At 39.5% G+C, this 12178-nt stretch carries 10 protein-coding genes; 4 read left to right on the top strand and 6 right to left on the bottom strand.

All coding sequences use genetic code 11. The features are described from left to right. Positions 1–7: 7 nt before the first annotated feature. Positions 8–631: a 7-carboxy-7-deazaguanine synthase QueE gene (locus R2Q80_RS09440; protein ID WP_316799358.1), complete on the bottom strand. Its 624-nt coding sequence runs from the start codon at positions 629–631 to the stop codon at positions 8–10. A 105-nt stretch (positions 632–736) separates the two neighbouring features. Between R2Q80_RS09440 and R2Q80_RS09435 the strand changes: the two genes are divergently transcribed. Then, the gene (locus R2Q80_RS09435) at positions 737–1072 is read left to right on the top strand and encodes a Rieske (2Fe-2S) protein (RefSeq protein ID WP_316799357.1); all 336 of its coding nucleotides are present in this window, start codon (positions 737–739) and stop codon (positions 1070–1072) included. Between the two features lie 70 nt (positions 1073–1142). Here the strand turns inward: R2Q80_RS09435 and R2Q80_RS09430 are convergent, their stop codons facing one another. The 3 genes from R2Q80_RS09430 to R2Q80_RS09420 form a co-directional block, all read right to left on the bottom strand. After that, positions 1143–2024: a bifunctional 5,10-methylenetetrahydrofolate dehydrogenase/5,10-methenyltetrahydrofolate cyclohydrolase gene (locus tag R2Q80_RS09430; protein ID WP_316799356.1), complete on the bottom strand. Its 882-nt coding sequence runs from the start codon at positions 2022–2024 to the stop codon at positions 1143–1145. 85 nt (positions 2025–2109) lie between these two features. Then, a complete protein-coding gene (lepA, locus tag R2Q80_RS09425) occupies positions 2110–3897 on the bottom strand; it encodes a translation elongation factor 4 (RefSeq protein ID WP_316799355.1) in 1788 nt (595 codons plus the stop codon). A 78-nt stretch (positions 3898–3975) separates the two neighbouring features. After that, entirely contained in the window at positions 3976–4209 is a 234-nt protein-coding gene (locus R2Q80_RS09420; protein WP_316799354.1) for a hypothetical protein, read from the bottom strand. A gap of 133 nt (positions 4210–4342) precedes the next feature. Here R2Q80_RS09420 and R2Q80_RS09415 point away from each other — a divergent pair, with 133 nt between their 5' ends. The 3 genes from R2Q80_RS09415 to R2Q80_RS09405 all read left to right on the top strand — a co-directional run bounded on the left by R2Q80_RS09415 (position 4343) and on the right by R2Q80_RS09405 (position 7659). Beyond that, complete coding sequence (locus R2Q80_RS09415) at positions 4343–6799, top strand: TonB-dependent receptor (protein WP_316799353.1); 2457 nt, start codon at positions 4343–4345, stop codon at positions 6797–6799. A gap of 85 nt (positions 6800–6884) precedes the next feature. After that, entirely contained in the window at positions 6885–7325 is a 441-nt protein-coding gene (locus tag R2Q80_RS09410) for a PaaI family thioesterase (RefSeq protein ID WP_316799352.1), read from the top strand. Between the two features lie 100 nt (positions 7326–7425). Further along, positions 7426–7659 (top strand): hypothetical protein, encoded by a 234-nt coding sequence (locus tag R2Q80_RS09405; protein ID WP_047797781.1) that lies wholly within the window; start codon positions 7426–7428, stop codon positions 7657–7659. 92 nt (positions 7660–7751) lie between these two features. Here R2Q80_RS09405 and R2Q80_RS09400 read toward each other — a convergent pair whose 3' ends face one another. Then, complete coding sequence (locus R2Q80_RS09400) at positions 7752–9023, bottom strand: nucleoside recognition domain-containing protein (RefSeq protein ID WP_316799351.1); 1272 nt, start codon at positions 9021–9023, stop codon at positions 7752–7754. A gap of 183 nt (positions 9024–9206) precedes the next feature. Next, the gene (locus R2Q80_RS09395) at positions 9207–12065 is read right to left on the bottom strand and encodes a prolyl oligopeptidase family serine peptidase (protein WP_316799350.1); all 2859 of its coding nucleotides are present in this window, start codon (positions 12063–12065) and stop codon (positions 9207–9209) included. Positions 12066–12178 lie beyond the last annotated feature (113 nt).

Genomic DNA, 12178 nt, shown 5'->3' with positions numbered 1-12178 from the left:
AAACTATTTACGGAATATTTAAAAATTTGTGTGTTTGTAAAGAAATTTCCCATTTCGGATTGGCCATTACGTAATCAATGATCAATGGAGTAATCTCTTTTGATTTTGACCATTCAGGCTGCAAATATAGTTTGCAGGTTGGAGATACCATCGCAGCGTACTCTTCTGCCCATTTAAAATCGCTCTTATTGAAAACGATCACCTTTAGTTCGTGAGCAAACGGTGTAATATCAGGGCGAGGTGCTTTGAATTTTTTTGGAGACAAACAAATCCAATCCCAATTTCCCGACAACGGATAAGCGCCAGAAGTCTCAATAAATGTTAATATGCCGCGTTCCTTAAGTTGATTTGTTAGATAGTCCAGATTATAAATCAAGGGTTCACCACCCGTAATTACTACAGCTTTTCCAGGAAAGCGGTCAGCGTTTTCAACAATGACATTGGCAGGAGTAAGTGGGTGAATTTCGGCATCCCAGCTTTCCTTAACATCGCACCAGTGGCAGCCCACATCGCAGCCCCCTAAACGAATGAAATATGCCGCTTTTCCCGTATTAAATCCTTCGCCTTGTATGGTGTAAAACTCTTCCATTAAAGGAAGTAATGTGCCGTCTTCTGGTATGTCTTGTTTCATTTTTGAGGATGCAAATATCCTAAAAAAATATGGTGAAGCTGTTTCTCTTTTGAAAATTAATACAAAGATGAAATAACACTGATATTTAATTGATATTTTAGCTTTATGAAGTGGTTCAAAGCGTTAAATAAAATACAGATTCCAGGTTCAGGCACGATAAAAACGGTAAATGTAAATGGCAAACAACTTTGCATCATAAACGATGAAGAAAATTTGACCGCTACACAATCTCACTGTCCGCATGCCGGTGGACATTTTTCCGGAGGATGGTGTAAGAATGGACATCTAATCTGTCCGATCCACCGCTTCGAATACAGTTTAAGTACAGGGAGAGGGGCCGGGGGGCAAGGAGACTATATCAACATTTACCCCACTGATTTTCGTGAAGATGGCTTGTACGTGGGTTTTGAAGAAAGCTGGTGGAGTAAATTATGGGGCTAAAAAACAAGCGATCCAGTTTCTTGGAACGCTTGTTTTTGTAAAAGTGCGGAGCAATCTCCATCGCTATGCCTTAAGGGTAAATTTCTTTTCTGGCCGATGCCAATGTATTTTTCAGCAAACCAACAATTGTCATTAACCCAACTCCACCAGGCACAGGGGTTATGAAAGACGATATTGGTGCAACATTCTCGAAATCCACATCACCATATAATTTAAAGCCTGATTTGGTTTCTGTTGAAGTTTCGCGGTTAATACCAACGTCGATAATAATTGCTCCAGGTTTCACCATATCAGCAGTGATAAAGTTCTTTTTACCAATCGCAGCAATGATGATATCAGCCTGTAATACCTGTTCTTTTAAATCTTTTGTACGTGAGTGTGTTAGTGTCACCGTACAATTTCCAGGATTAGCGTTGCGAGCCATCAGTATGCTCATAGGGCTTCCGACAATATTACTTCTGCCTACTACAACGCAATGCATTCCTGTAGTGTCAATATCGTATTCTTCCAGCATAAGCATGATGCCGTAAGGTGTAGCCGGAATAAAACATGGTAAATTGCGCATCATTCTACCCAAATTCACCGGATGGAAACCATCAACATCTTTGCGATGGTCGATCTTTTCGGTAACCTTTTCAGGATCGATATGTTTCGGCAAAGGCAGCTGAACAATTAGTCCGTCCACCTCATCATCCTGATTAATTTCCTCGATTTTAGCGAGCAATTCAGCTTCAGATACTGAATTATCATATCTGTGAAGTGATGACCTGAAACCAACTTTTTCACAATTTTTCATTTTGCTGGCCACGTAGGTTTCACTGCCGCCATCATTACCCACTAAAATGGCAACCAGGTGAGGCTTTCTGCCACTTTTATTCAAAAATTCTGCAGCTTCTTCTGCAATTTGAACTTTAACTTTTTCTGATACGTATTTACCGTCTAATAATTTCATTTTCAAAAGATGTGAGAAGTGAGATTTGAGATCTGAGATGAACTAATTGTCTGATGTCTCCTGTCTATTATCTCCTATCTGATTTCTAATCTAATTTCAACACTGCCATAAACGCTGATTGGGGAATTTCTACGTTTCCAACCTGCCGCATTCGTTTTTTACCTTTTTTCTGTTTCTCCAATAACTTACGTTTACGGGAAATATCACCACCATAACATTTAGCGGTTACATCTTTACGTAAAGCACTAAGGGTTTCACGGGCAATAACTTTAGCACCAATCGATGCCTGGATTTTAATCTCGAATTGCTGGCGTGGAATTAATTCTCTCAATTTCTCGCAGATTTTCTTTCCGAAGTCGTAAGCGTTACTGCGGTGGATGAGTGATGATAAAGCATCAACAGGTTCATCATTAATCAACATATCCAAACGAACCAAATCTGATTTTCGGTAACCAACCTGATGATAATCAAAAGAAGCGTATCCTTTGGAAATGGTTTTCAATTTATCATAAAAATCGAATACTATTTCGCCCATTGGCATTTCAAACACCAATTCAACCCGGTCAGATGTTAAGTACGATTGATTTACTATCGTTCCCCTTTTCTGAATACAAAGTGACATTACAGGTCCGACAAAATCGGCTTTAGTAATAATGTTAGCTTTTATATATGGTTCTTCAACCGAATCCAGTTTACTTGGATCAGGCAAATCTGATGGATTGTTTACAAAAATTTCATCGCCTTTGGTAGTATGGGCAACGTAAGAAACGTTGGGAACAGTGGTAATTACTGTCATGTCGAATTCACGCTCCAGACGCTCTTGGATAATCTCCATGTGAAGCATTCCAAGAAATCCGCAACGGAAACCAAAGCCCAGAGCAGCAGAACTTTCCGGTTCGAAAACAATCGATGCATCATTCAGCTGTAACTTGTGCATCGCTTCGCGAAGTTCTTCAAACTCATCAGTATCAACCGGATAAATCCCCGCGAAAACCATTGGTTTAACCTCTTCAAAACCCTGAATTGCATCTAACGATGGTCTTGCAGTAGTCGTAATCGTATCACCAACTTTCACCTCTCTCGCTTCTTTAATACCAGAAATAATGTAACCTACATCACCGGTTTTTACCACATTACGTGGCGCCATATCCAGTTTCAGAATACCAACTTCATCAGCCAGATACTCTTTACCGGTATTGATAAATTTTACTTTATCTCCTTTTTTGATTTCACCGTTAACCACCTTGTAATAAGCGATAATTCCTCTGAATGAATTAAATACAGAGTCGAAAATCAATGCTTGTAACGGCGCTTCAGGATCACCAACCGGAGCAGGAACGCGGTCAACAATGGCTTGAATAATATCTGGAATTCCCATACCCGTTTTACCAGAAGCAGGAATAATGTCTTCACGTTTACAACCAATCAAATCAATAATCTGGTCCTTTACCTCTTCAGGCATTGCACCAGGTAAATCCATTTTATTGAGAATGGGAATAATTTCGAGATCGTGCTCTAAAGCCAGGTATAAGTTAGAGATTGTTTGCGCCTGAATACCCTGCGATGCATCAACAATAAGTAATGCCCCTTCACAGGCCGCAATTGAACGTGATACCTCATATGAGAAATCCACGTGTCCGGGAGTATCAATTAAGTTAAAGTTATATTCAATATCTCCAACCTTATAATTCATTTGTATAGCATGACTTTTAATCGTAATGCCTCGCTCACGCTCCAAATCCATGTTGTCCAGCAACTGCGCCTGCGCTTCACGCTGCGAAATTGTTGCTGTATATTCTAATAACCTATCTGCCAGGGTACTTTTACCGTGGTCGATATGTGCAATAATGCAAAAATTACGTATATGCTTCATCTTTGCGCAAAGATATGCTTTTTAATGGAATTTGTGAGGCCGAAAATGAGTGCAAAAAACTGCATTCATTACCGCTCCTCAGGCATCTTCTCCATTCCAAACATCATCGTCTGCATGTTCAATACGATCATGGCTGGGCGCGCTATTCCCTAAGTCTTCGTGGTGGTAATTTCGCTCCGGATTTTCTGGAAGTAAATCATCATGGTTAGGTAAGGCTTTTCTCAGGTGTTCAGGCTTTCTAACCTCTGGCAAATCATCATGAATTACTGATGGCTTCAGAATTCTTTTTTCGGGATATTGATTTTCTTCCATAAGATACGGTTTAACAAAATTCAAGCCATAAATACTGCCAGATCAATATTATCGAAGTGCACACAAATTAAATTTGATTTATATAAATTTAAATTTAGATTTGTCTAAAAATATATTTAGATAAGTTACCATTATGAAATACTACTACCTGATGCTATTGGCGTCTGTTTGTACCGTGACTGTTAAAGCCCAGGATATTCACCTGAGCGGGACAGTTACATCTATGGGTCTGCCTGTGGAGAATATCAACATCCAATTACCAGCGCTGAAGAAACTTGTGAAATCTGACAGTAAAGGTCACTATTATTTCAAAAACTTACCAAAAGGCGAATGGTTGATCGTATTTAGCGGTATTGGTTATCAAAACAGAAAATTGAAACTTAACTTGAATCAGGACACCGCAGTGTTTGATTTAGAAATGATCAATCTCAGTTCGGAACTTGATGAGGTTGTGGTAACCGGCGTTAATCGGGCAACGCAACTTAGAAAAAATCCGGTTCCAATTGCCGTTTTAAATAAATCAGCGATGAATCAGAATATGAATACCAATCTGATTGATGCTATTGTAAAAGGGATTCCCGGCGTTTCTGCGGTAACGACCGGTCCAAATGTATCCAAACCATTTATCAGGGGGCTGGGCTATAATCGTGTTTTAACCCTTTATGATGGCTTAAGACAAGAGGGGCAGCAATGGGGCGATGAGCATGGAATAGAAGTAGATGAATATGGTATTGCAAGAGTGGAGGTGATAAAAGGGCCGGCCAGTTTAACTTACGGTTCTGACGCGCTGGCAGGCGTAATTAATATGATTCCTGATGTTGCAAAGACAGAGATAGCCATGCTTAAAGGTGATTTCACGTCAAACTACCAAACTAACAATGGAATGTACGGTGCTTCGCTCGGTCTAAGTTATACCACTGATCATTGGAAATTTTCTGCCCGGGCAACTTCGAAAGCGGCACATAGTTATTACAATAAAATCGATAGGTATGTTTACGGTACAGCATTTAAAGAGCAAAATCTGTCGGCAAGTGCAGTCCTGGATCAATCAGGATTCTATTCGAAAACAGCAATAACATTCTATAACAACTTAATGGAAATTCCTGACGGAAGCAGAGACTCCATCACACGCAGATTTACAATGCAAACACTTGACGAAGGTGATGACATTAAAAGCAGACCAGTTGTTGGTGAACAATCACTTAGAAAATACAGCATTAATCCACTTCATCAGCATATTCAACATTTCCGCTTGTACAATTCTAGCCGACTGAAATTCCGTAACAGCGAACTTCAATGGCTAATTGGCCGCCAGCAAAGTGTGCGAAGAGAATTTAACCATCCAACTGCACCTGATCAGGCCGGTTTATATGTGGTGCTAAACACCATAAACTATGATATCAAATATAATTTACCCGACTTCTCCGGTTTTGAAAGCACAATTGGTATCAATGGCATGTACCAAACTAACAGAAGTAAATCGGCTACCGATTTCCCAATTCCGGATTATAATCTCTTTGACATTGGTGCCTTTTATTTTATTAAAAAAACAATAGATAAAATTGACATATCCGGCGGGGTGAGGATAGATCGTAGAAACACTTACTGGAATAATTTTTACGTGGGTAATAATCCTGAAACCGGATTTGGTATGCAGGTTACTGCTCAAACCCCTAACAGCAACTTACAGTTCCCATCTTTCGACAAGAATTACTACGGATTATCCGGAAGCCTGGGTCTCACCTATAATCTTTCAAAAAAGGTGGTTATCAAAGCCAATATCGCCCGCGGATATCGTGCGCCCAACATCACAGAAATCGGGTCTAACGGTCTGGATCCGGGAGCTCATATCGTTTACTTGGGCAACAGAAACTTTAAGCCGGAGTTTAACCTTCAGCAAGACCTGGGCACGATCGCCTATCTCAAAGATCTGGATATTAGCCTTGAAGTTTTTAATAACCATATCCAGAACTATATCTATCAATCACGATTAACTGATGAAAACGGTAATCCGGTAGTAATTGTACCCGGCAACCTGACTTATCAATATCAACAATCAAAAGCCAGGTTGTATGGTACAGAATTTTCAGTAAATCTCCATCCATCTTCACTAAAATGGCTCAGTCTGAATAACAGTATAGCCTACGTAACAGGAATAAATCAAAACAGTGAATTATTGCGACTGCATGGGAGGGATGCCAGGTATTTACCATTTATCCCACCGCTTCAAATTAGATCTGAATTAAAACTGACTGCTCAAAAACAATCTGGATTACTGGATAAACCTTTTATCAAAATGGACGTGGCCATTACTTCCGCTCAGCATAAGTTCTATGCGCTCGACAATACAGAAACCTTCACAAGTGGCTATACGTTGTTTAATGCTGGCATTGGCTCAGCAATCATGGGCAAGTCTGGTAAACGAATTGCTGAGATATTTTTTCAGGCCGAAAACATTTTCAATATTGCTTATCAATCCCATTTAAACAGGTTGAAGTATTTTGAGTACTACCAGTCCTCTCCAAATGGCCGGTCAGGGATTTATAATATGGGTAGAAACTTTAGCTTTAAACTGGTTTTGCCGTTTTAAACTGGTAAAGATAGTTGATCCAAAAATAATCGTTTCTGGATATGGCACAAATCTTTAACTTTACGATATACATTTTCTTATCACTATGGATGAATCATTAAGTGAACAGCGTTTAAATTTCTTACGTCAGTCTTTAGGGCAAATTATTACAAATTCGCCTTCCAACTTTATGAACTGGCTTGCACCGGTTTTGATTAAAGCCGAAAACGGAGTTTTGGCATGTAGATACACTGTTCGACAAGAAATGACAAACCCATACCAGATTCTGCACGGTGGTGTTACAGCAGGGATAATAGATGATTTAATTGGAGCTACTGTTTATACTATGGGTCTAAATGATCGCTATACAACAGTTAGTAACTATATCGACTATTTTGCACCAGCAGCAGAAGGGGATGAAATCATCGCGGAAACAGTAATCGTAAAAAAAGGAAGGACCATATTAAATCTCCAATGTGAGATACATTTGCCTTCGAAAAAGCGTTTAATAGCAAGAGGCTACTCGAACATGTTAAACATAGGTTAAGCTTCCTGAATTTAGTTAAGAATTATTTATTGATTCCTTTAAATTAACAAAACATTCTCATTAATACATTGTTGTAACTTAACCAAAAATATAATGAGCCATGTTAGAAAATTATTCAACCCTGCAATTTATTGTTAGAGGCAAGATCTTCAAGGGATTTTGCATGCGCATTCAAGATGACTTTCATGAAACCTACGCCGTTGTTTTAGATGGTTACCATTCATTCTGTATCTGGCTTGATACAAGATCGGAAAAATGGTGTGCATCCAAAAATGTCGCTATTGAGCCAGATGCTATCGATGAAATTATCAATAGGTTATCTTTGCCAGCCTGAGTACCTAAAAATTCAACCCATTTAATACAACGCCCGTAAAAAAATCCCAGCTTTTAAAGAAGCCGGGATTTTTTTGTGTTCAGGCAAGCTTATTAACCAAAAAACAGGTAGCATATGCCTATAGCAGTACAAACACCTACCAGATCTGCAAGTAACATCGATCCAATGGCATACCTGGTATTTTTGATTTTTACTGACCCGAAATAAACGGCTACCACATAAAAAGTAGTATCAGATGCTCCTTGAAATATTCCGGATAGCCTGCTAGCAAAGGAATCCGCCCCATAGGTTTCCATCGTACTCACCATCATGCCCCTTGCAGCGCCACCACTTAAGGGCCTGATTAAAGCCGTTGGCAGCCCTTCTACAAAACGGGTATCAGTGCCTAAATAAACAAATACGCTCTTTATGCCATTAATTACGACATCAAAGGTACCACTGGTTCGTAGTAAACTTATGGCTACCAGCATCCCTACCAGATAGGGGATAATGTTGATTGCAGTATTGAAACCATCCTTTGCACCATCTATAAATGCATCAAATACATCGATCTTTTTATATAAGGCACCAATTACGATGACGAGAAATATAAATAGGATTAAACCATTACTCAGCAAACCGGAAAATGACTGGATTCCAACAGCATCCAGCGAACGGATGTAGAATACCAGACTTGCTATGATCAGCGAGAGTCCCATTATCCAACCGATCACAACAGGCTGAAAAATATTTATTCTTTGTTTGAAGGATACAATCAGCATGGCAGCCATGGTACCCACAAAAGTTACAATCAGGCAGGGGATGAACACATCCGTAGGATTAGAGGCATTTTGAGAAGCACGGATGGCAATTACACTTACAGGAATTAAACTCAAGCCTGCAGCATGTAAACACAAAAACATGATCTGCGAATTGGAAGCCGTATCCTTCCGGGGATTAAGTTCCTGAAGGCTCTCCATAGCCTTCAGTCCGAATGGGGTAGCCGCATTGTCAAGCCCCAATAAATTGGCTGAAAAATTCATAATCATGTGCCCCATTGATGGATGCCCCTTTGGTATATCAGGAAATAGCTTTGAAAAGAACGGACCTACAATTCGTGATAATAAACGAATTCCACCAGCCTTCTCTGCGATACTCATTAATCCCATGAAGAGGGCTAAAATACCGATGAGTTTAAGGCAAAGTTCAACCGCAACCCAACAGGTTTGAATTACTCCATCAAGTTTCAATGGATTTGCAGCGTCATCAGCTTTACCAATTACCATCCAGTTAAAAATATCAGTTTGCCCGAAGAAAAAGCATTTGATACTTGCTACAACAATAGCTACAATAATAAATCCCGACCAGATCCTGCTTAATGCCATTTAATTTGTTTCGTTTTTATGATTGGTGAAAATAGGTTTTTTAGTTTAATTTCTCTGCATAAATCAAATAGTCAGTTCTTGAAAAGCCTCTCGCCAGTTGTTCTTAAATAAAAAGCGTCCATAATGCGGATATGTAAACCAGCACTATGGACGCTTAACGCTACGTAAAAACCTCGTGATTAATTAAGGCTTATCATCAGTTAATTCAAAACCCCAGGTCTTTCCTTTTTCAGTTGCCGGAATACCATTGGTCATCCAGGCAGGTGCTTTGGCTCCCTTAAGGTAGTAATCAAAAAACTGTTGCTCGCGAATCTGAATATCTTTTCGGTTCTGGCGCTGTACAAGATTATGTGCTTCACCATTATAATTTAACATCCAAACCGGTTTACCTAAACGGCGTAAACCCGTAAACATTTCAATGCCCTGATACCATGGCACAGCACCATCGGCATCGTTTGCCATCACAACCACTGGCGTACTCACCTTTGGAAACATAAACAAGGGAGAGTTCTCAATATAAAGCTCAGGTTTCTCCCAAAGGGTAGCACCGATACGACTTTGTGTTTTTTCATATTGGAACTGCCGGTTCATACCGGTTTCCCAACGAATACCGCCATAAGCAGATGTCATATTTGCTACTGGTGCACCAGCCCAGGCGGCCGCATACATGTTGTTTTGCGTAATTAAATACGCAACCTGGTAACCTCCCCAGCTCTGACCTTGAATACCAATTTTAGTTCCATCTACCCAATTATTTTTCTTTAAGCTTTCTACTCCTGAGTTGATATACTCCACTGCCGATTGGCCTGGATGTCCTGCTTCGTAACTGATATCCGGTGCAAAAACAAGATAGCCATTGCTCACAAAAAAAGAAATATTCAGTCTGGAAGGAGTGGGGGCTGGGGCTTGATACGTATATAAACCATCAGATAACTTCTCGTAAAAATAAGCAATCATCGGATATTTCTTATTTGGGTCGAAATTCTCAGGTTTGTACAAAATGCCTTCCGCCTTATAACCTTTTGGAGTGACCCATTTCACCAGTTCTGCAGTGCCCCAATTGTAATTCTTTTGTTGAGGATTTGTATTGGTTAATTTTGTCTCTGTTTTAAAATCGTTAGTTACATATACATTAGGCGATTCAACATAATTACCTTTATCATAAATATAAACATCAGCGTCTTTAGCCTTTAACAAGTTAGAGTATTTGGTTTTTCCCATTACAACCAGTTCAGGTGCTTTAACCGAGCCCACAGTAGTTTTATAAAACCCGTTTTCTTTGGTAATGTTATTAAACCCATCCAGCCAAACCAGTTCATTCGCTTTAACAAATTTATTATCTGCATTACGCTCGAAACGGTTTTCCTGCTGAACCCTTTCGTAACGGAAGGTAATGTTGTTTGCTCTTCCGAAACCGGCAGTAATGTTTTTAGCCGGGCTTTTTCCATCTGGTGAAAAAGACCAGATATCATACCTGTCATTCAACAAAACAGCTTTATCGCCTTCTGTCCAGGTAGCCACTCCATATGATCCCGGAAGGTCAGGCACGTCATTATCTTCATCGACAAATTTAACATTCAAACTTTCGGTGAGCGCAACGATTTTGCCATTTGCAACATTGTAAGTATACCAGTTTGCGGCTTTCCGGTCGAAGTATAAAATGTAATTGCCACCAGGAGAGGCCATAGCGTTTCCATTCAGACCTGAAATAATTTTTTTCCGTTGTCCGGTTTTGGTATCTACCAGAAAATAATCTTTTGATGTAGAGCCGCTCCATTGAGATTCAATACGATGTCCATAATCTGTCGACGCTAATACAAAGTTAGCATCACCCTCTGCAATTAAACTGGCATCAGGAAGAGTAACATCAGTCAATGGTACCACTTTCGGATCGCTGCTAAATACATCGATCACCGAAAGATAGCTTTTTTTGCTATCGCGCTCTGCATTCTTTAGTTGCATCGGCTGAAGATAATCATCTTTATAGTTCCAGACATCAACCTTGGCCACCTCAAAATCAACTATTGTGGTGTCTTTTGGCTTTTTCACAGGAGCAATTCCAAAGAAAAGCTTCTTTCCATCTTTACTGAAATTCACTCTGCCATCTCCGCTTACCGACCACTTTGCAGGTAATCCAGGCATATCAAAATCAACCAGAATCTGTGCTGTATCTAAACTTAATGAATTGTAGTAGATATTATAGTTCTTGATTTCCTGCTTTTCAGGATCCTGTTCACCTATAAAAGCTAAATGTTCGCTATCCTCATCAAAGGTGAAACTTTTAAAGGTTCCTTTACCTTTTATTAAAGTTTTTAAATTTCCCTTTTCTGTATTCAATAGAAATACACCCTGAGGCGCCAATTTATCTTTTTTAGAACCGCTACATGAAAATACAAGCTGTTTGCCATCTTTACTAAATGCATAATCGGTAACAAACTTGTAAGTTTTATCTATACCAGTAATCAGATTCCTGACAATAAGATCGGTTCCTTCTTCTGATTTTCCTTTGGCAGCAGGTTCGTCATCAGCGAAATCAGCTACACCATCTTTTTTATCCGCAGGTTTTGCATTTTTCCTTGCTGTATCTGGTTTCTCAGTCAGGTAAGCAAGTACGCCAGATCCTTCTTCCGGAAATTTAAAAGATTTTACTCTCGGAAACTTTGAAACCAATCCCGAATTCAGGTTAATAAGCCCTAATGAATCTTTTGGCATTTCATCTGGCTTTCTTTTTTTGATCCTTGCCTGACGCAGGTCTTTATTAAAAGGACGGATATTGAAAGCAGCAAATTTAGAATCGTTACTAAATTGCGCATTCATTCCCCTTGCGATATTAATCTTCGCATTAGTCTTCAGGTTGCTGATGTACAATTGTGCATCGCCTTCCTGTTGTATAACGCCATACATGGCCCACTGACCATTGTTTGATAATTGCTTGCTTCCTACTGATTCCCAGGTATCATAAACGCTATGATCCAGTGGTTTTTTTTGTGCGTAGGCAAAAGTGACAACGAAAAGCAGAATAACTGTTAGTCTTTTTTGCATTTTGGAATGTAAATTAATTTGTTGGTGAAGTTCTAATCGTCTAAAATTGGAATTTTTTGGCTTATTTAAAAACTTGTATGCCAAATATTACAATAAACCGCCAGGGCAAGCTA

The sequence above is a fragment of the Pedobacter frigidisoli genome, assembly GCF_032678525.1.
Taxonomy (GTDB): domain Bacteria; phylum Bacteroidota; class Bacteroidia; order Sphingobacteriales; family Sphingobacteriaceae; genus Pedobacter; species Pedobacter frigidisoli_A.
Note: the sequence above shows the minus strand (reverse complement) of the source record. Positions and strands in the feature narration are given on the sequence as shown.

What these genes read in the sequence shown, in the direction of transcription:
- R2Q80_RS09440 (WP_316799358.1), bottom strand. Translation starts at nt 631, where the DNA reads ATGAAACAAGACATACCAGAAGACGGCACATTACTTCCTTTAATGGAA.
- R2Q80_RS09435 (WP_316799357.1), top strand. Translation starts at nt 737, where the DNA reads ATGAAGTGGTTCAAAGCGTTAAATAAAATACAGATTCCAGGTTCAGGC.
- R2Q80_RS09430 (WP_316799356.1), bottom strand. Translation starts at nt 2,024, where the DNA reads ATGAAATTATTAGACGGTAAATACGTATCAGAAAAAGTTAAAGTTCAA.
- lepA (WP_316799355.1), bottom strand. Translation starts at nt 3,897, where the DNA reads ATGAAGCATATACGTAATTTTTGCATTATTGCACATATCGACCACGGT.
- R2Q80_RS09420 (WP_316799354.1), bottom strand. Translation starts at nt 4,209, where the DNA reads ATGGAAGAAAATCAATATCCCGAAAAAAGAATTCTGAAGCCATCAGTA.
- R2Q80_RS09415 (WP_316799353.1), top strand. Translation starts at nt 4,343, where the DNA reads ATGAAATACTACTACCTGATGCTATTGGCGTCTGTTTGTACCGTGACT.
- R2Q80_RS09410 (WP_316799352.1), top strand. Translation starts at nt 6,885, where the DNA reads ATGGATGAATCATTAAGTGAACAGCGTTTAAATTTCTTACGTCAGTCT.
- R2Q80_RS09405 (WP_047797781.1), top strand. Translation starts at nt 7,426, where the DNA reads ATGTTAGAAAATTATTCAACCCTGCAATTTATTGTTAGAGGCAAGATC.
- R2Q80_RS09400 (WP_316799351.1), bottom strand. Translation starts at nt 9,023, where the DNA reads ATGGCATTAAGCAGGATCTGGTCGGGATTTATTATTGTAGCTATTGTT.
- R2Q80_RS09395 (WP_316799350.1), bottom strand. Translation starts at nt 12,065, where the DNA reads ATGCAAAAAAGACTAACAGTTATTCTGCTTTTCGTTGTCACTTTTGCC.